This window comes from Streptomyces sp. NPDC050674 (assembly GCF_040654575.1).
Taxonomy (GTDB): domain Bacteria; phylum Actinomycetota; class Actinomycetes; order Streptomycetales; family Streptomycetaceae; genus Streptomyces.
Genome location: NZ_JBFAIG010000002.1, coordinates 441,763 through 459,134 on the forward strand (window position 1 = coordinate 441,763; position 17,372 = coordinate 459,134).

Below are 17,372 nucleotides of genomic sequence, written 5' to 3' on the forward strand. Positions count from 1 at the left end.
GATGACCACCACCATGGAACCGTTCGAGGACCAGCTGCCCGCCGACTTCTACGGCTACGAGTCGCTGCTGGAGGACGACGAGCGCGAGATCCTCCTCAAGGCCCGCGCCCTCCTGCGCGACGAGGTCAAGCCGCTGGTCAACGACAACTGGGCCAAGGGCGAGTTCCCCGAGGAGCTCATAGGCCTGTTCCGTGCCAGCGGCCTCGCGGGCCTGCCCTACGAGGGCTACGGCGAGCACAAGCCCGCCGCCAGCAACCTCCTCAGCGGCACCCTGGCCATGGAGATGACGCGCACCGACGCCTCGGTGGCCACCTTCTTCGGCGTCCACAACGGCCTGGCGATGTACTCGATCTACTCCGGCGGCGACCAGGAGCAGCGCGACCGCTGGCTGCCGGCGATGGCCGCGATGGACAAGATCGGCGCGTTCGCCATGACCGAGCCCCTCGGTGGCTCCGACGTCGCGGGCGGCATGCGCACCACCGCCAGGCGAGAGGGCGACACCTGGGTCCTCAACGGCGCCAAGAAGTGGATCGGCAACGCGACCTTCGCCGACTACGTCGTGGTGTGGGCCCGGGACGTCGACGACAACCACGTCAAGGGATTCGTCGTCGAGAAGGACATGCCCGGCTTCGACCCGGTGAAGATCGAGAACAAGCTCGCCTTCCGGATCGTGGAGAACGCCGAGATCACCCTGACCGACGTGCGGGTACCGGAGGCGAACCGGCTGCGGAACATCAACTCCTTCCGGGACGTCGCCGAGATCCTGCGCGCCACCCGCGCCGGGGTCGCCTGGCAGGCCCTCGGCGTCATGGCCGGCGCCTACGAACTGGCCCTGGACTACGCCCGGGAGCGCCGTCAGTTCGGCCGCCCGATCGGCGGTTTCCAGCTGGTGCAGGACCTGCTGGTCAAGAGCCTCGGCAACATCACCGCGTCCTGGGGGATGCTGGTGCAGCTCGCCCGGCTCCAGGACGCCGGCATCTTCAAGGACGAACACTCCGCCCTGGCCAAGGCGTTCGTCACCGCCCGGATGCGGGAGGTCGTGGCCTGGAGCCGCGAGATCTTCGGCGGCAACGGCATCCTGCTGGACCACGACATCGCCCGCTTCTTCGCCGACGCGGAGGCCATCTACTCCTTCGAGGGCACCCGCGAGATGAACACGCTGATCGTCGGCAAGTCGATCACCGGCCAGAGCGCCTTCGTCTGACCCGCGACACACCAGAACGAACCAACCCCGGGTCCGCACCCGGGGTTTCGTTCTGCCGGCCGGCATATTGCGTGGCCGGCCGGCCGTGGAGTGCGTACGGTCACCGCGATGAGCAGAAGACGCTACGTGGCCAGGGGTGTGCCCGGTGGCTATCGCATCTGGGACAACCGGGGGCGCCGCTGGTGGGGCGACCTGTACGAGTTGTGCCCCGACGAGCTGCTGACCGAGCTCAACGGCCGGGCCGACCCGACGCGGATCACCGCCCTGTTGAAGCGCTACCGGGCGCAGAAGCGGTAGACGCCTCCCGATCGCTCGGGGTGCGGCGGCCTGCCGGAGCGGCCCTGCCCCGTCGGACTCACCGTTGCACGAGTTTCTCGAAGAAGAACTCGTGCTTGAGGAACGACGTGGCGTGCTCCGCCCCCGGATACGGCGGCACGAGCTGGGCCGCCTGGAACAGCCGCCAGCCGTCCTCCAGGGCGCCGACCCCCGTCTCGTACGGGGGTTCGTCGCTGTCACCGGTCGTCGGGCGGGTCGAGCCCGTGCCGTCGTAGCGGGCCCATCCGACGACCTCGGAGTCGAGGGCCGAGGTGTTGAGGTAGAGGACGAGGACCTGCTGCCGGGTGGTGCTCACGCGGTGCTCCTCTGTGCGGTGGGGGCGGCGGGCCGGTTGGTGATGCGGGTGGCCCAGTGGTCGATGTCGAAGCCGGGGTCTCCGGACAGGGAGCGCCACAGCAGGATCCGGTTGTGGATCTCCAGCCGCCCCGTGGCGTGCTCGTACCAGGGGAACGTGCGCCGCAACTCCTCGCACACCTCGGGCGAGTTCAGGTCCGCCGTGTCCCACAGCCGCACCTGCGGCACGGTCGGGTTGAAGCGGATCTTGTACATGTGGCGGACGGTGTCGCTGTCGTTGCGCCGCCCGCCGTGCCAGATGCCGTGGTGCAGCAGCAGGACGGTGCCGGCCGGGCAGGTCAGCCGGGTCTGGCCGCGCAGGTTCTGGTAGCGGCCGGTATCGGACTCGTTGGTGCGGCGCAGATGGCTGCCCGGGACGACGAGCGTGCCGCCCATGCCGGCGGTGACCTCCTGCGGGTAGTACATGAGCTGCACGTCGAACGCGTCGGCCCGGACGTCGATGAGGGCGTCGGCGTGCAACGGCTGCGCACTGCCCTCCCTGGGCGGGCGGGTGTGCACGAAGTGGTGGTCGACCGCCGGATCCGGCCCCACCAGACTCTCCAGCGCGCCCGCCACGACGGGCAGTGCGAGAAGCCGGCGGGTGAAGGAACCCGCGGGGAAGGCCGCCGGCACGGGAGTGCCGTACGGCACGGCGGGCAGCGCTCCCGCGGCGAAGAGAGCGAGCGCCTCGTCGTTCATCTCCCCGGGCACGACGCCGTCGAGGCGAAGAAATCCCTGGGCGGCGAACCGCGCCACCTCGACGGAGCTCAACAGCTTTCTTGTGGTTGGCATGCCGCAACCGTAGAAGCGCGGGGGCGGTCGGGGGTGGGGTGTAATCGGCAACCACTGGTAATTTCTCACCATGCCGACCTTCGTGGAAGTGGCCCTCGACAGGCCGCCGGACCTGGTGCACGCCGGTGTGGGCGTGCACGGCTCCGCCGGCCCTCACGAGGTCTTCCGCCTGCCCCGGCTGTGGCAGCTCCACCTCTACGGATACTCCGGCACCCTGGAGTTCGGCGGCGCGCGCCACCCGATCCGCCCCGGGCACCTGAGCCTCGTCCCACCGGGCACGGAGGTGCACTTCCACTACGACGCCGTGCGCTGCGAGCACCTGTACGCCCACTTCCGGCTGCCGGGTGACGGGGAGCGGCGCCGGCTGCCGGTGATGCAGGACGCGGGCGCGGAGGCCGCGGTGCTGAGCGCACTGCTGCGTCAGACGATCGCCGCCGGCGCGCAGTCCCCGGCCCGGGCCTCCGCCGAACTGTGGACGGTGCTGTGGCGTACGACCGGCCTGGCCGAGGCCACCGAGACGCCCTTCGCGGCCCGCCACCCGGCGCTGCGGGCGGCCATGGCCCATGTCGAGGAGCATCTGGCCGACCCGTTGAGCGTCCCCGCGATCGCCCGGGCCGCCGGGGTGTCGCACACGCACCTGACCCGGTTGTTCCGCGAGGACACCGGGCTCACGGTCGTCGGTTACGTCCGGCGCCGCCGCATGGAGCGCGCCCGCCATCTGCTCATCGCCTCGACCCTGGCGATCCCTGCCGTCGCGGCGACGGTCGGGATCCCCGACCTCCAGGCGTTCAACAAGACCTGCCGCCGGGAACTCGGAGCGTCGCCGCGTGCCGTGCGACGCAACGGGATGGCATGACCTGTCTCGCGGCCCGGTGAGCGGCTCGTCGCGTGCCCCCTTCAGAACTCCCGTCCGATCACCGGCGGTTGACGTGCGCTAGGATCCTTTACCGAGCTCTTACGCTCGCTTGAGCGTGGCCGTGCACAGTCGTCGTCGACATGCGGCCGCTCAGTTCGTCGGCACAGTGGCCGCCCGGTGACCGGGCAGGCGTGAGGGGGCGTGACATGGGGCGAGTGGTTCCCGTCCGCGTCCACAACGCCGCCCGAGACGGCGTTCCTGATACCGGCCGCGCCGCGTGAGCGGTTTCCCGTCCTTCTGACGTGTGACGCGTACGCCCGACGCGTCGGCGCGGGACGTTCGTCCCGGCCGGCGACCGCCGGGAGCGGAGCACGCGCCCGGCGCCGTGACGCCGCCTGATCCGGATCCCCGGCCGTCCCGGCGCGAGGTCACGCCCCCACCTCACCGTTACCGAGCCGTACCGCCGGGCGTCCGCGCCCGCCGCCGGTCAGGCCGCAGCACCGCAATGGCACAGACGCCGCAGACCCGATCGACGGAGGTCAGACGCCCGTGCACGACACCACCGCCATGCTCATCGAACTCGGGGCGATCATCCTCGCCCTGGGGCTCCTGGGACGCCTCGCCGGACGGGTGGGCTTCTCGCCCATACCCCTGTACCTGCTGGCCGGACTCGCCTTCGGCCAGGGCGGCATCCTGCCGCTGCGGGCCAGCGAGGAGTTCGTCGCCACCGGCGCCGAGATAGGCGTCATCCTGCTGCTGCTCCTGCTCGGCCTGGAGTACAGCGCCTCCGAACTCGTCACCACGCTGAAGACCCAGTACCCCTCCGGCGCCGTCGACTTCGTCCTCAACGCCGTGCCGGGTGCCGCGATGGCGTTCCTGCTGGGCTGGGGTCCGGTGGCCGCCGTCGCCCTGGCCGGGGTCACCTGGATCTCCTCGTCCGGGGTCATCGCGAAGGTGCTGGGCGACCTGCGGCGGCTCGGCAACCGCGAGACCCCCGTCGTCCTCGGCGTACTGGTCCTGGAGGACCTGGCCATGGCGGTCTACCTGCCGATCCTCACCGCCCTGCTGGCCGGGGCGGGCCTCGCGGGCGGCGCGGTGACGCTGCTGATCTCGCTCGGCACGGTGGGCGCCGTCCTCTACGTGGCGCTGCGGCACGGCCGGCTGGTCAGCCGCGCGGTCTCCTCGGACAGCGCCGAGATGCTCCTGCTGGCCGTCCTCGGACTGACCCTGCTGGTGGCGGGTCTCGCCCAGCACCTGCACGTCTCCGCGGCCGTGGGGGCGTTCCTGGTCGGCATCGCCCTGTCCGGCGAGGTCGCCGAGGGCGCCAGCAGTCTCCTCACTCCGCTGCGGGACCTGTTCGCCGCGGTGTTCTTCGTCTTCTTCGGACTGCACACCGACCCGGCAGCCATCCCGCCCGTCCTGCTGCCCGCGCTCGCCCTGGCCGCCGTCACCACCCTGACGAAGATCGGCACCGGCTACTGGGCGGCCCGCCGCGCCGGGATCTCGCCCCGGGGCCGCTGGCGGGCGGGCGGCACGCTGGTCGCCCGCGGCGAGTTCTCCATCGTCATCGCCGGCCTCGCCGTCGGCGCCGAACCCCGCATCGGCCCCCTGGCCACGGCCTACGTCCTGATCCTGGTCGTCCTGGGCCCCCTGGCCACCCGCTGGACGGAACCCCTGGCCACCCGCGTCACGCACCGCGCGACACGCCGCCCACCGCTCACGGAACCCGCCAACGGCCCGGCCCCGGCCCACCGTTGACCCACACCGCACCCCCCTCACCGGCCCGGCGCGGGGGCCACGCCCCTCGACCGCCCGGCCGGGCCGCCCCGTCGGCCGGATCGGGTGTTCCCCTGACGGGGCCGCACCGGCACTCTGGCGAGGACCCCCTGGGAGCGGCAGGGCCGGGGGAGAATCGCCGTGCAGGAGGACCGGAAGGACGCGCCGCAATGATCGAGTGGAAACCCCTGGGCACCGGAGCGCGGCCCGTCCCCCAGCCCGTGGCCACGCCGCTGGTGTGGGCCGGGGCCGGGGGCGGCGCTCTCGTGCTGGTGGCGCTCGTCAACACCGTGGTGGGACCGGACCGGCCCGAGCTGGCGCTGCCCGCGCTGTCCCTGCTGGCCGCCCTGCTGGGCCTGTGCGCACGGTTCACGGCCGCCCCCGGCACCGCGGCCCTGTGCTGGCTGTTCCTCAACGGCTTCGCCATACCGCCCGCCGGAGCCCTCACCTGGGCGGGCCACCGCGACACCACCTGGCTGGCCTGCCTGCTCACCGCCGCCCTGGTCGGCACCGCGCTGGCCCGGCTCGTCCACGCCCGCGCGGCCTACCGCCGCCTGGCCCCCGGCCGTTCAGGGCCCGGGCCGGACACCGACGGCGTACCGTACGGCTCTTGACATGCAGTCAGATCGAGGGGAAGAGAAGGGACAGGGCGCTGTGGGGGACGTACTCGTCATCGGCGGCTCAGTCGCCGGCACCGCGACGGCGCTCGCCCTGCACAAGGCCGGGTTCGCCGTCACGCTGCACGAGGCGCACGCCGACGCGGCCGAGGACATCGGCGCGTTCCTCACCCTGGCGAGCAACGGCATGCGGGCCCTCGCGCAGCTCGACGCCGCCGCCGCGGTCACCGTCCTCGGCTTCCCGCTGACCGGGATGCGGATGCTCGACGGCTCCGGCACGCAGCGCGCGGCCCGGCCCCTCGGGGAAGCGCGGGACCCCCTCCTGCGGTACCGGTGCCTGCGGCGCGGCGAGCTCAACGTCGCGCTCCAGACCGAGGCGGCCCGCAGAGGCATCCCGATCCGGCACGGCGCCCGCCTCGTCTCCGTCGAGGACGGCCCGGACTCGGTCACCGCGCACTTCGCCGACGGCGGCACCGCGACCGGCGACCTGCTCGTCGGCGCCGACGGCCTCCACTCCACCGTCCGCCGGTCGATCGCCCCCACCGTCCGCCCTGTCCACGCCGGTGAGCAGGTCTTCTACGGCCGCACCGCCGACGCCCCCGGCACCGCCCCGACCGACCTCATCACCTTCGTCCGCGGCGCGTCCGTCGCCTTCGGCTTCACCGTGTCCCCCGAGGGGGAGACCTACTGGTTCGCCCGCGTGGCCGCCGACCCGCGGCCCTCACGGCAGACCGCGCACGACACCCCCGCCCGCATGCGCGACCGCCTCGTCACGCTGCTGCGCGAGGACGCCACCCCCGCCGCCGGCATCGTCGAAGCCACGGCCGACGACCTCCTCCTGGTCACCGACGCCATGGAACTGCCGAAGGGGATGCCCTGGCGCTCGGCCCGCTGCCTGCTCGTCGGCGACGCGGCCCACGCGGCCTCCCCGGCCACCGGCCAGGGCGCCTCGATGGCGTTGGAGGACGCCGTCGTCCTGGCCAAGTCCCTGCGCGACGCCCCGGACCCCGGCACCGCGCTGACCACGTACGAGAGCCTGCGCCGCCCCCGCGTGGAACACAACATCACCGTCAGCGGCGACATCTCCCGGCGCACCGGCACCCGCCCGGCCGCACCGGCGCCCCGCCCCGGGGACGAGGACCTGATCCGCCGTCTGGAGTGGGACGGCCGCTGACCACGGGGCCGGTGCCGTGACCGGCCCCGAGCAGCTCTCACTTCGCGAGAACGTCCTCCGGCAGGGGCTTGCGGACCGCACTCACCACTCACCCGCCCACCCGCTCGCCCCGCGCCGGTCCGTACGGGCGGTCAGCCGCCCACGTACCAGCTGAATCCGCCGTTGCTGGTGGCCACGGCCAGCATCACGAGCCACAGGACCACGTCGACGATGCCGAGGATGATGCCGGCCTTCGCCATGCCGGCGCCGTTCTTGACCGATGCCTGCCGACGGGCGACGACACCGAAGACGATGGCCAGCGGGCCCAGGATGATGTTCAGCAGGAACAGGCCGATGATGCCGCAGCACAGGCTCGCGATCGCCAGGCCGTTGGTGCGCGAACCGGAGGACGCGGCAGAGGAACCGCCGTAACTCGCCATGGAACACTCCCAGTTGTCGATGACACGGACCGAACGGGCCGCGCTCTCCTCACTTTCGACTTGTTTTGTTCGAATGCCCCTCTGTGGCGTTCCCATGACAACCAATTCGGGGAGGGCGTCCCCGTCAGCTCTCGTGCACCAGCTCGGCGATGTGCTCGGTGACGGTGTCGAGGATGCCCGTCCAGGCCGAGTCGTCGCCCAGCACGAGGTAGTTGAGCGTCAGGCCGTCGGTCATCGCGGCCAGGTAACGGGCCAGGACGGGGACGGGGACGCGCAGGCGCAGCCCCATGGCCCGCCGCAGCCGGTCGATGAGTTCGGTGTACGTCTCGGCGTAGAGCTCGTACTGACGGCGTGCCAGATGTTCGAAACCGGGCGTGCGCAGGGCGTACTGGGTGAGTTCGTAGGTGAGCATGTGCTCGTCGGGATGGGCCCGGACGTGGTCCCAGTAGGCCTGGAAACCGGCCCGCACGGTCTCCTCCAGCGTGGCGCGGGGCCGCAGGGCCTGCGTCACCACCGCCACGTAGTGCCCGGTGATGGTGGTGATGACGGACTCGATCAACTGCTGCTTGGAGTCGAAGCAGTAGTGGACCACGCTCAGCGAGACGCCCGCCTCGGCGGCGATGGACCGGGTGGTCGTCCGGGGGACGCCGTCCCGGGCCATCGCCCTGATCGCCGCTTCGGTGAGCTGTCGCCGCCGCTCGGCGGACGGCAACCGTGCCATGGAGCCCCTCTCGTGGCCGTCAGCCGCTGTGGACGCCGACCTCGCGCAGGGAGTAGCCCCAGCCGGTGCCGCGCTCCAGGCCGTGCACGCGGACGTAGCGGGCCGGGGTGCCGGCGAACCGCGCGGTGTCCAGGCCGCCGTCACCGGCGGTCGTGGACCAGGCGGTGCGCCAGTTCGTGCCGTCCGCGGACAGCTCGATCCGGTACGACTTCGCGTACGCGCGCTCCCAGTCGAGGGTGACCCGCCCGACGGTCCGGGCGGAGCCGAGGTCGACCTGGTACCACTGATCGTCGCTCCAGTCGCTGGCCCAGCGGGTGCCGCGGTCGCCGTCGACGGCCCGGTGGGGCCGGTAGCTCGTGAACAGGCTCCACTCCGAGGAGCTGGCCGACGCGGCGGCACCGGCCGCGAGGTTGGCTTCGGACTCGTGCTTCTCGGAGGCCGCCCAGGTGTCGAGGTAGGACTCGGCGCCCCGGAACAGGTCGTCGACCGTGTCCTGGCCGCCGACCCGGCGGATGTCCTCGATCCAGTCGGGGACCAGGCCGTAGTGGGCGGCGCCGTCGGTGTTCAGGTCCCAGGTGCGCTCGCCGGTGGTCTGCCGGTCGATGACCGAGCCGCCGTCGACGCTCCTGAACGGGTAGGTGACCTTGTTCGGGGCGTCCGCGCCGCGCGGTCCCGGCCAGCCGCCGACGCCGTTCATGTCGGTGCCGTAGCCGTAGCCCACGCCGTACTTGTCGCGCAGGCCCTCGGTGCGCTTCGCCTCCGCGACGAAGCCCTCGGAGCCGTGCATGTACTGGGCGATGAATCCGCCGAGGCCGTAGACCCGCTCGGTCCAGTCCATGTCCATCCAGCTGTGCGAGGAGAGCACGCCGGGGTAGGACTCGGACTCGAAGATGTCGAGCACCCGGCCGGTGGCCTTGACGCTCATGTGGTCGATCTCCAGCATCATGCCGCGCTTCATCATGGCGCGCACCGCGTACTCGCCGAGGTCGGTGAGCCCCCGCACGTTGCACTGGGCGTCGGCGCTGTACGAGGGGACCTCCTCGCCCGCCGGGAGCTTCTTCTCGGCGGCGGGCGCCGCCGCGTTGCCGATCGGGTTGTCGGCTTGCGGGCCGGCGCACTTCTCGGTCTTCCAGTACGTGCCCGTCGACAGGAACTGCCCGACGTTGATGGCCGTCCCGAGCGCACCCGAGTCGAACCGCACCCCGCACAGGGCGTTGTCGAACTTGTGGCACAGGAACATGCTGCGCACGCCGAGCGAATGGAGCTCGTCGAGCCCCTTGTCGATGTCCGCCCTGCTGCACTGCGCGATGTCCAGGACCTGCTTGCAGCCGAACGGCTCGGAGGTCTCGACGCCCATGATCACCGCGAGTTTGCCCTGCTCGATCACCTCGCGGGCCTGTGCGCTGTCGGTGACGACCCGGAACCAGCCCTTGCCGGGCCCGCCGTACATCCGGTCGACGTAGGCCTGCATGTCGTAGGTCAGCCCGGCCTGGAGCCGGATGGAGGTCATCTCGTCGCAGGGGCGGTCTTTGAAGAAGTACACCGAGCAGATCACGCCGTTGGTGACGAGGTCGTTGACCAGCACCCGCTGCCCGCCGCGCCAGGCCCGTTCGATCCAGGCGTAGTAGTTCTGCTGGTGGGTCAGCGAGTCGTGCCGCGGCCAGTCCTTGAAGGTGGGCCAGCCGGTCGGGTCGTGCTTGCCGTCGCCGCCGTTGGTGATGAAGTCGAAGATCGCGAGCGAGCCGTCCGGGTAGTGCTCGGGGCAGTCCTTGAGCGCGTCGGCCACGCCCTGCTCGGAGAAGGCCTTGCCGCAGATCAGACGGCCGCCGAAGGCCTCGTTGGCGAATATGTGGTCGTGCGCGTCGACGAACCCGCGCACCTCGCCCGCGGCGTTCGTGCCGGTGAAGGGCTCGCCCGTGACGTTGATCCGGGAGTCCGGGGCGGGCCGTGCGGCCGGGTCCCACCAGTCGTTCCCGGCCGCGGAGCTCGGGGTGGGGCCGAGCGCGACCGACAGCACGAGCAGGAGGAGCGACACCACGGTGACGTTCTTGTGTCTGCGGTACGGGCGTCCGGAACCGGTCACAGCCCACGTCCCTCGATCGGCGGGTCGCGCGGTCGTCTTGTCATGACCTCGCAAAGTGTGCGACGAGAATCGCCACTTCCGCTGTACGAGTCAAGGGTCCGGGACGGTTGACCTGATGACGGGGCCGCCGATTCGCCCCCGGCCGCACCGCGAGGGGGCCGGGGCAGCAACAAACCCCAGGCCGCCGACCTGGGGTCGCGTGGAGGCGGATGACCGGCACCCGGCTGGGGCGTGATCAGCCCTGGCCGGGGTCGGAACCGGCGGCCGCCTCTCGCGCGGCACGGCGGTACTCGGCGTTGATGCGCTGGGCCTCCTCGAGCTGGTCCTCGAGGATGACGATGCGGCAGGCGGCCTCGATCGGCGTACCCCGGTCGACGAGCTCACGGGCGCGCGCGGCGATCCGCAGCTGGTAGCGGGAGTACCGCCGGTGTCCGCCCTCCGAGCGCAGCGGAGTGATGAGACGGGCCTCACCGATGGCCCGGAGGAATCCGGGGGTGGTGCCGAGCATCTCGGCGGCCCTGCCCATGGTGTAGGCGGGGTAGTCGTCGTCGTCCAGCCGGTCGCTGAGCGGGGTATCTGCTTCCATGTCACCTCGTAGTACAACGCGTCGAGGGGCCCTGGTGCCGTACGGCACCAGGGCCCCGAAGGAAATTCAACACCATCTGTCGGCCCTCATGCTGTGCCGACCTTCTGTTTCCGCTACCCGGCCCGACGACGGGAGGGGTGCGGGGATCGCGGCTGCGTGACCGGGGACCACCATCCATTCCGGGGTCTTGCGGTACCCGGACCGAGAGCCTCCCGGGCCGGGCGATCCTGATGGCGTCTGCTCCTCCGTCCTTCCTCGCGTCTCACCTGACTGTGTCAACGAGAAAAAGCGTAACGGGGAGGGGTGTCAATGTCTACCTTCACAAAGACAGATTTTGGCGAGCGCATGGCGAAGGATTCTGCCGGCCCGGGCTTGAGGGGCAGCGGGCTGGCAGGCCGGTGACATGACAGTGAGGGCCCTGCCGACGCGCGTCGGCAGGGCCCTCACTGGGTCTTGGTGGCGGTCACCCGCCGGTGGCTCACCGCTCCGGAACGTCCCGGAGCCGCACCCGGTCCGTGTAGGTGGGTGCGTCCCGCAGCGCCGTGAGCCGGGCCAGGGTGACCAGACCCGTGCTCTGGTCGTCCCCGTCGCACAGGACGAGGTGGTCGACCCGGGCGCCGGCCATGAGGGACAGTGCCACCTCGACCGTCATGTCGTCCCGGATCCACGGTGCGTGGACCGAGCCATGGTGCTGCGTCTGGACCGGCGTCATGGAGGTCTCCTGCCGAGAGGGGCGACGGATGCGGTGAGGTGCGGCGGGGTGCCGCGGGGAGGGACGCGGGCGCGGGACCCTACGCGGCCGAACCGGAGCCGGTGCGCCGCTGTCCCGCCGGGCGGGCCGTCTCACCGGCGGGCCGGGCCTGGCCGGTGGGGCGTCGGCCGCGGCGGCCCCGGGAGGGGGCGGACGCGCCGCGGGGGCGTTCCGCGCGCGGCGCGGCGACGACGACCGGGACACCGGAGGGGGCCTGGGCGCCGGTGATGCGGCTCAGCTCCGCCTCGCCGGACCGCACCTGGGCGATCTGCGGGATGATGCCCGCCGACGACATCAGCCGGCTCATGCCGCGACGCTGGCCCGGGGTCACCAGCGTGACCACGCTGCCGGACTCGCCGGCGCGGGCGGTACGGCCGCCGCGGTGCAGGTAGTCCTTGTGGTCGCTGGGCGGGTCCACGTTGACGACGAGGTCGAGGTTGTCGACGTGGATGCCGCGGGCGGCGACGTTGGTGGCCACCAGGACCGTCACGTCCCCGCGCTTGAACTGGGCGAGGGTCCGGGTCCGCTGGGGCTGGGACTTGCCGCCGTGCAGGGCCGCGGCGCGCACGCCGCTGCTCAGCAGGTGCGTGGTCAGCCGGTCCACCGCGTGCTTGGTGTCGAGGAACATGATCACCCGCCCGTCCCGCGCCGCGATCTCGGTGGTCGTCCGGTGCTTGTCGGCGTCGTGCACATGCAGGACGTGGTGCTCCATGGTGGTGACCGCGCCCGCCGAGGGGTCGACGGAGTGCACCACCGGGTCGCTCAGGTACGTGCGGACCAGCCGGTCGACGTTGCGGTCCAGGGTGGCGGAGAACAGCATCCGCTGGCCGTCGGGGCGCACCTGGTCGAGCAGGGCGGTGACCTGCGGCATGAAGCCCATGTCCGCCATCTGGTCGGCCTCGTCGAGGACGGTGATCGCGACCTCGTCCAGCCGGCAGTCGCCCCGGTCGATGAGGTCCTTCAGGCGTCCGGGGGTCGCGACGACCACCTCGGCTCCGCCGCGCAGCGCACTGGCCTGCCTGCCCAGGGACATCCCGCCGACGACGGTGGCCAGGCGCAGGCTCACGGAGCGGGCGTACGGCGTGAGGGCGTCGGTGACCTGCTGGGCGAGCTCGCGGGTGGGCACCAGGACGAGTGCGAGCGGCTGCCGCGGCTCGGCGCGCCGCCCCGCCGTACGGGCCAGCACGGCGAGACCGAAGGCCAGGGTCTTGCCCGAGCCGGTGCGGCCACGGCCGAGCACGTCCCGGCCGGCCAGCGAGTTCGGCAGGGTCGCGCCCTGGATGGGGAACGGCGCGGTCACGCCTTCGCGGCCGAGCGTGGCCAGCAGCCGCGCGGGCATGTCGAGATCGGCGAACGACTCGACGGCGGGCAGCGGGGGCGTGACGGTCTTCGGCAGGGCGAACTCGCCCTGCGGAGCCCGGCGGTTTCCGTAGCCCTGGGAGCGGCGGGGGCCACCGGAACGGCGGTTGCCGCCCTCGCCTGCGCCTGAGGAGAAACGGTCACGGGTACGAGATGTGTGGGCACGCTTCATGCGGGACCTTCCTTGACGGGCGCGTGGCAAGGAAATCCCGCAGCAGAGGAGCGGCGCAGGGAGAATCTCGAGACGAGCCGAAGTCGATGCGGCCGGATATGACCGGCGGTGAAAAAAACAGCGAGCTGGGGCCCGCACCCCAGAGGTGCGGGCCCCAGCTGCGAAGAATGTGCGCGAGCGCGGGTGTCAGGCGGGAACGATGTTCTCGGCCGTCGGGCCCTTCTGGCCCTGCGCGATGTCGAACGACACCTTCTGGCCTTCCAGCAGCTCACGGAAGCCGGAGGTGGCGATGTTCGAGTAGTGGGCGAAGACGTCGGCGCCGCCGCCGTCCTGCTCGATGAAGCCGAAGCCCTTTTCCGCGTTGAACCACTTCACGGTGCCAGTAGCCATTTTGTTTCTCCTTCGGAGGCGGTTTCGGGAATGCACCCTGTGCGCATTCCGTGTCGCCGTGATGATTACCCCGTAGGAAATGAACCTTCTGGCAACCACACCTGCAACTGAGATCGACAGTAGCACGGGGTCATCGGGCCTGTGATGTGCGGAATTTGTGTTCAGAGCGGTGTTCGAGGAATACTCGGCGGGTCCCGCTTCTCTTTCTCATTTTGTGAGCACAGATATTGCCCTCCGGGGACGCAGGCCTTCCTGTCGTGCCTCCGGCTCTCAGCGCTGTGACCTCCTCGGACGGGGGGCGGGCCACCGCCCGCGCCCTCGTCGGCGCGAGCGGCGGCTGACGCGCCGGAACCCCGCTCCCGCGACGTAGGTCACATTCCTCCGATCGGGGTGCCGCCCGGAGTGTCCGAGCCGACGAGTACGTGGACATGCCACCGTTCGGCGGCGCGGCGCAGGACCACTCCGGCCGGACGGCGTCCCTACCAGGGCACCACTCCCTCGTCGTCGAAGAAGCCGCCGGTCGGACCGTCGTCGGGCAGCGTCGACAGCCGAATCGCGATCGCCGCGCCCTGCTCCGGGGTGCGGACGCCGCGGAACCCGTTGAGATCGGTCGCGCAGTAGCCGGGGCAGGCGGCGTTGATCAGGATGCCGGTGTCGCGCAGCTCCTTGGCGTACTGGACGGTGACGGCGTTGAGGAAGGTCTTCGACGGCGTGTAGGCGGCGGAGATCGGGCCCGTTTCGCCACCGGGCGTGGTCTGCCGGGTGAGTGAGCCGACCCCGCTCGACATGTTCACGATCCGGGGCGAGGCCGAACGGCGCAGCAACGGCAGCAGGGCGTTGGTGACGCGGATGACGCCGAGCACATTGGTCTCCACGGCCGCCCGCACCGTCGCCAGGTCGACCGAGGTGGGCGCCTGTGCCCCGTCGCCGGTGATCCCCGCGTTGTTGACCAGCACGTCGAGACGCCCGGCGCTCTCCTCGATCAGCCGGGCGGCGCCGGCCACGCTCGCGTCGTCGGTCACGTCGAGCGGCACGCCGAACGCGTCGACGCCGGCCGCCCGCAGTTTCGCCACCGCCGTCTCGCGCCGCTCCCGGTCCCGGGCGCCGACCCCGACCCGCCAGCCGAAGGCTCCCAGGCCGGCCGCGATCTCGTATCCGATGCCCTTGTTCGCGCCGGTCACCAGCGCGATGGTCTGTTCGCTCATGCCGTCGATCCTGTCCGCGCCCGGCGGCGAGCGGCCAACACCGATCGGGTGGGCGGCGATACCGCACCGGTATCGACCGAGGTCGCAGCAGTAGCATGCCGCCGTGGAGACAAGGGAGTTGCGGTACTTCGTCGCCGTCGCCGAGGAACTGCACTTCGGGCGGGCGGCGGAGCGGCTCGGCATCGCGCAGCCCCCGCTGTCCCGGGCGATCGCCCGGCTCGAACGGCGCCTCGAGGCACCGCTGCTGGAACGCACCAGCCGCGCGGTCACGCTGACGGAGGCCGGGGCGGTGCTCCTGCGGGAGGCCCGGGCGGCGCTCGACGCCGTCGAGGCCGCCGAACGCCGTACCCGCCGCGCCGCGCTCGCCGCGACCGGCCGGGCCGGCGTCGTCCTCGCCACGAAGGCCGGAGCGTCCGGCGAACTGCTGGCCCGGCTCCTCGACGCCTACGCGGCCGAGCCCGACGCGGTCACCGTCGACCTGCTGCTGTGCGGCGTGGGCGAGCAGGGGCCGATGCTGCGCGACGGCCGGGCCGACGTGGCGCTGCTGCACCTGCCGTTCGACACCACAGCCGGTCTCGACACCGAGGAGCTCGGCACGGAGGGCCAGGTCGCGGTCCTCCCGGCCGGGCACCCCCTCACCGAGCGCCCCCACGTCCGTACGGCCGACGTCACCGGCCTGCCCGGCCTGCCGATGCCGCGCTGGCCAGGACCCGACGGCACCTACGCGGACGGCCCCGGCCCCCAGGCCCGGGACCACGCGCAACTGCTCCAGCTGATCGCCCTCGGCCGCGCCTGCTGGATCGCGCCGGAGTCGTGCCGGACCCAGTTGCGCGAGGGCCTGGCCGCCGTACCGGTGCTGGACGCGCCGGCGGTCACCACCGTGATCGCCTGGCCGCCCCACAGCAGGTCCCTGGCCGTGGCGGGGCTGGTCCGGACGGCGATGCGGGTGAGTTCGTGAGCGTCCGGTCCGGCGCGGGGGCCGGGCCGCGGCACTCCGTTAGCATGTTCGAACTCGCGATGGACTCACCATCGCTTACTCCAGCCATTCGGATGAATCGGCCAGACGATTGATAACCAGAGCATCGCGGGTGTTGTCCGGGAGAGGCGGCAGGACGCCATGGCACGCGTGGCGTCACTGGCGCGCGATGCTGTGGATCACGGCCGGTGTGATCGCGTGCGGCTTCCTCACCGCCCTGGAGATCGCGGCCCGCGGCTACGGCGAACCGGGCCCGATCACCACCCAGGTGCAGGCCCTGGTCTTCGCTCCCAAGCCGGGCCCGCTCTACGGCGGTCTGCTGCTGATGATGGTGGTGCTCACCTGGCGGCAGCGTCTCATCGCCGCCGGTGCCGCCCTCGCCATCGACGCCGTCCTGCTGCCGGTGCGATGGGCCGCCGACGCCGACCTGTCCGAGGGCCGTGCCTTCGGCACCGGGGCGCTGTGGGTGATGCTGGGCTTCGCGGTCGTCGCCGTCACGCGGCGCACCGGCGCCGAACGGGTCCTGCTGCTGAAGGGCGTGGGACTGGGCCTGCTGCTGGTGGCCGCCCGCAAGACCGGCGACACCTGGCTGCTCATCACGTCCAAGACCCGCCCGACGGTCCTCGACCAGTACGTGGCCATGGCCGATCACGCGCTCGGCAACCCGTCGTGGCTGGCGGGCCGGCTGGTCGAGGCCACCGAGCCGATTAGCTCCCACGTCCTCCACCTCGTCTACGGCCAGCTCGCGGTGGCCGCGGTCGTCGTCGCCTTCCACCAACTGCGCAACGTGCCGGCCGAGCGCCGCTTCCCGCGCCACCACCTGGTGCGCACCTTCCTGGTGATCGGCCTGCTCGGGCCGGGCATCTACATGCTCTTCCCGGTGGTCGGGCCGGTCTTCGCCTACGGCCCGGGCGCCTCCGGCACGGGGGGTGTGGAGTGGGCGGCGGCCAACCTGTGGCCGCACACACCGCTGCCGGTCACGACCCCGGCCCCGATGACGTACGACGGGCTCACTCCCCGTAACTGCATGCCCAGTCTGCACACGGCCTGGGCCGTCGCGATCTTCGTCCACACCCGCGGGGCCCCGCGCCTGCTGCGCCACGCGGGCACCTTCTGGCTGCTCGCCACCCTGACCGCGACGCTCGGCTTCGGCTACCACTACGGCGTGGACCTCGTCGCCGGCGTGGTCTTCGCCCTGACGATCGAGGCGGCCCTGCGCGCGCAGGAGCACGGCTGGGACCGGCGAGGGGCGGCACTGGTCGTCCACGGCACCCTGGTCTTCACCGCGCTGCTGCTGGCGTACCGCTACCTGCCGATGGACATGGCCCGGCACCCGGTGGTGTCCGGGCCCCTGCTCCTGCTGGCAATGGCGTCGGTGATCCACGGCTATGTACGGACCACCGCCCGGTGGAACAGCCGCCCGGCACACTCCATCGTCCTCCCCTCCCCGCGCCCGCCCGGCCCCCGAGCCGCCGCCGACGACGCCCTGCCCGACGCAGAGGAAACGGGACCCGGAGACCAGCAGACGCCCTCCCCGGAGCTCCGCTGAGGGGGCCTCCCTCGGTTCGGCGCACGGTCGATCGGTGGAAAGGCGTCCCGGACGATCCCGGCCATGGGCACAA

The 17,372-nt window shown here is 72.0% G+C and carries 18 protein-coding genes; 8 read left to right on the forward strand and 10 right to left on the reverse strand.

The window, feature by feature from the left end; all coding sequences use genetic code 11:
• Position 1 precedes the first annotated feature (1 nt).
• Together AB0I06_RS05380 and AB0I06_RS05385 are read left to right on the forward strand one after the other, a co-directional pair.
• Entirely contained in the window at positions 2 to 1,204 is a 1,203-nt protein-coding gene (locus AB0I06_RS05380) for an acyl-CoA dehydrogenase family protein (RefSeq protein ID WP_363117396.1), read from the forward strand.
• 108 nt (positions 1,205 to 1,312) lie between these two features.
• Positions 1,313 to 1,501, forward strand: a complete 189-nt coding sequence (locus AB0I06_RS05385; RefSeq protein WP_363117397.1) for a hypothetical protein — start codon at positions 1,313 to 1,315, stop codon at positions 1,499 to 1,501.
• 58 nt (positions 1,502 to 1,559) lie between these two features.
• Here the strand turns inward: AB0I06_RS05385 and AB0I06_RS05390 are convergent, their stop codons facing one another.
• Positions 1,560 to 1,835, reverse strand: a complete 276-nt coding sequence (locus AB0I06_RS05390; RefSeq protein WP_363117398.1) for a hypothetical protein — start codon at positions 1,833 to 1,835, stop codon at positions 1,560 to 1,562.
• A complete protein-coding gene (locus AB0I06_RS05395; protein ID WP_363117399.1) occupies positions 1,832 to 2,665 on the reverse strand; it encodes a phytanoyl-CoA dioxygenase family protein in 834 nt (277 codons plus the stop codon). Before AB0I06_RS05395 ends, AB0I06_RS05390 begins: the two co-directional genes overlap by 4 nt.
• A 70-nt stretch (positions 2,666 to 2,735) precedes the next feature.
• On the opposite strand from AB0I06_RS05395, the gene AB0I06_RS05400 reads away from it, so the two are divergent.
• The 4 genes from AB0I06_RS05400 (at position 2,736) to AB0I06_RS05415 (ending at position 7,088) form a co-directional block, all read left to right on the forward strand.
• On the forward strand, positions 2,736 to 3,521 hold the full coding sequence (locus tag AB0I06_RS05400) for an AraC family transcriptional regulator (protein WP_363117400.1): 786 nt from the start codon (positions 2,736 to 2,738) through the stop codon (positions 3,519 to 3,521).
• Positions 3,522 to 4,070: 549 nt separating this feature from the next.
• Positions 4,071 to 5,279: a cation:proton antiporter gene (locus tag AB0I06_RS05405; protein WP_363117401.1), complete on the forward strand. Its 1,209-nt coding sequence runs from the start codon at positions 4,071 to 4,073 to the stop codon at positions 5,277 to 5,279.
• A gap of 188 nt (positions 5,280 to 5,467) precedes the next feature.
• Positions 5,468 to 5,911, forward strand: coding sequence for a hypothetical protein (locus AB0I06_RS05410; RefSeq protein ID WP_363117402.1), 444 nt, complete (start codon positions 5,468 to 5,470; stop codon positions 5,909 to 5,911).
• A gap of 40 nt (positions 5,912 to 5,951) precedes the next feature.
• Positions 5,952 to 7,088, forward strand: a complete 1,137-nt coding sequence (locus AB0I06_RS05415; RefSeq protein ID WP_363117403.1) for an NAD(P)/FAD-dependent oxidoreductase — start codon at positions 5,952 to 5,954, stop codon at positions 7,086 to 7,088.
• A 131-nt stretch (positions 7,089 to 7,219) separates the two neighbouring features.
• On the opposite strand, the gene AB0I06_RS05420 is transcribed toward AB0I06_RS05415, so the two are convergent.
• From AB0I06_RS05420 to AB0I06_RS05455, 8 genes are all read right to left on the reverse strand, one after another.
• On the reverse strand, positions 7,220 to 7,507 hold the full coding sequence (locus AB0I06_RS05420; RefSeq protein WP_363117404.1) for a DUF4190 domain-containing protein: 288 nt from the start codon (positions 7,505 to 7,507) through the stop codon (positions 7,220 to 7,222).
• Positions 7,508 to 7,631: 124 nt separating this feature from the next.
• Positions 7,632 to 8,228 carry a TetR/AcrR family transcriptional regulator gene (locus tag AB0I06_RS05425; RefSeq protein ID WP_363117405.1) on the reverse strand — a complete coding sequence of 199 codons (597 nt, stop codon included), beginning with the start codon at positions 8,226 to 8,228 and terminating at the stop codon, positions 7,632 to 7,634.
• Positions 8,229 to 8,247: 19 nt separating this feature from the next.
• Positions 8,248 to 10,311, reverse strand: coding sequence for a discoidin domain-containing protein (locus AB0I06_RS05430; protein WP_363117406.1), 2,064 nt, complete (start codon positions 10,309 to 10,311; stop codon positions 8,248 to 8,250).
• A 235-nt stretch (positions 10,312 to 10,546) separates the two neighbouring features.
• Positions 10,547 to 10,897 carry a MerR family transcriptional regulator gene (locus tag AB0I06_RS05435; RefSeq protein WP_363117407.1) on the reverse strand — a complete coding sequence of 117 codons (351 nt, stop codon included), beginning with the start codon at positions 10,895 to 10,897 and terminating at the stop codon, positions 10,547 to 10,549.
• Positions 10,898 to 11,375: 478 nt separating this feature from the next.
• Positions 11,376 to 11,609 carry a CBS domain-containing protein gene (locus tag AB0I06_RS05440; protein WP_363117408.1) on the reverse strand — a complete coding sequence of 78 codons (234 nt, stop codon included), beginning with the start codon at positions 11,607 to 11,609 and terminating at the stop codon, positions 11,376 to 11,378.
• A 79-nt stretch (positions 11,610 to 11,688) separates the two neighbouring features.
• Complete coding sequence (locus tag AB0I06_RS05445) at positions 11,689 to 13,179, reverse strand: DEAD/DEAH box helicase (RefSeq protein ID WP_363117409.1); 1,491 nt, start codon at positions 13,177 to 13,179, stop codon at positions 11,689 to 11,691.
• 186 nt (positions 13,180 to 13,365) lie between these two features.
• Positions 13,366 to 13,569 (reverse strand): cold-shock protein, encoded by a 204-nt coding sequence (locus AB0I06_RS05450; protein WP_070024256.1) that lies wholly within the window; start codon positions 13,567 to 13,569, stop codon positions 13,366 to 13,368.
• Between the two features lie 479 nt (positions 13,570 to 14,048).
• The gene (locus tag AB0I06_RS05455) at positions 14,049 to 14,774 is read right to left on the reverse strand and encodes an SDR family oxidoreductase (protein WP_363117410.1); all 726 of its coding nucleotides are present in this window, start codon (positions 14,772 to 14,774) and stop codon (positions 14,049 to 14,051) included.
• A 103-nt stretch (positions 14,775 to 14,877) separates the two neighbouring features.
• Between AB0I06_RS05455 and AB0I06_RS05460 the strand changes: the two genes are divergently transcribed.
• Together AB0I06_RS05460 and AB0I06_RS05465 are read left to right on the forward strand one after the other, a co-directional pair.
• Positions 14,878 to 15,732 (forward strand): LysR family transcriptional regulator, encoded by an 855-nt coding sequence (locus tag AB0I06_RS05460; RefSeq protein ID WP_363117411.1) that lies wholly within the window; start codon positions 14,878 to 14,880, stop codon positions 15,730 to 15,732.
• A gap of 187 nt (positions 15,733 to 15,919) precedes the next feature.
• Complete coding sequence (locus tag AB0I06_RS05465) at positions 15,920 to 17,299, forward strand: phosphatase PAP2 family protein (RefSeq protein ID WP_363117412.1); 1,380 nt, start codon at positions 15,920 to 15,922, stop codon at positions 17,297 to 17,299.
• Positions 17,300 to 17,372: the final 73 nt, after the last annotated feature.

Excerpts from the sequence above, each read along its gene's own strand:
- AB0I06_RS05380 (WP_363117396.1), top strand. The coding sequence starts at position 2 with ATGACCACCACCATGGAACCGTTCGAGGACCAGCTGCCCGCCGACTTC.
- AB0I06_RS05385 (WP_363117397.1), top strand. The coding sequence starts at position 1,313 with ATGAGCAGAAGACGCTACGTGGCCAGGGGTGTGCCCGGTGGCTATCGC.
- AB0I06_RS05395 (WP_363117399.1), bottom strand. The coding sequence starts at position 2,665 with ATGCCAACCACAAGAAAGCTGTTGAGCTCCGTCGAGGTGGCGCGGTTC.
- AB0I06_RS05400 (WP_363117400.1), top strand. The coding sequence starts at position 2,736 with ATGCCGACCTTCGTGGAAGTGGCCCTCGACAGGCCGCCGGACCTGGTG.
- AB0I06_RS05410 (WP_363117402.1), top strand. The coding sequence starts at position 5,468 with ATGATCGAGTGGAAACCCCTGGGCACCGGAGCGCGGCCCGTCCCCCAG.
- AB0I06_RS05420 (WP_363117404.1), bottom strand. The coding sequence starts at position 7,507 with ATGGCGAGTTACGGCGGTTCCTCTGCCGCGTCCTCCGGTTCGCGCACC.
- AB0I06_RS05425 (WP_363117405.1), bottom strand. The coding sequence starts at position 8,228 with ATGGCACGGTTGCCGTCCGCCGAGCGGCGGCGACAGCTCACCGAAGCG.
- AB0I06_RS05435 (WP_363117407.1), bottom strand. The coding sequence starts at position 10,897 with ATGGAAGCAGATACCCCGCTCAGCGACCGGCTGGACGACGACGACTAC.
- AB0I06_RS05440 (WP_363117408.1), bottom strand. The coding sequence starts at position 11,609 with ATGACGCCGGTCCAGACGCAGCACCATGGCTCGGTCCACGCACCGTGG.
- AB0I06_RS05445 (WP_363117409.1), bottom strand. The coding sequence starts at position 13,179 with ATGAAGCGTGCCCACACATCTCGTACCCGTGACCGTTTCTCCTCAGGC.
- AB0I06_RS05450 (WP_070024256.1), bottom strand. The coding sequence starts at position 13,569 with ATGGCTACTGGCACCGTGAAGTGGTTCAACGCGGAAAAGGGCTTCGGC.
- AB0I06_RS05455 (WP_363117410.1), bottom strand. The coding sequence starts at position 14,774 with ATGAGCGAACAGACCATCGCGCTGGTGACCGGCGCGAACAAGGGCATC.
- AB0I06_RS05465 (WP_363117412.1), top strand. The coding sequence starts at position 15,920 with ATGCTGTGGATCACGGCCGGTGTGATCGCGTGCGGCTTCCTCACCGCC.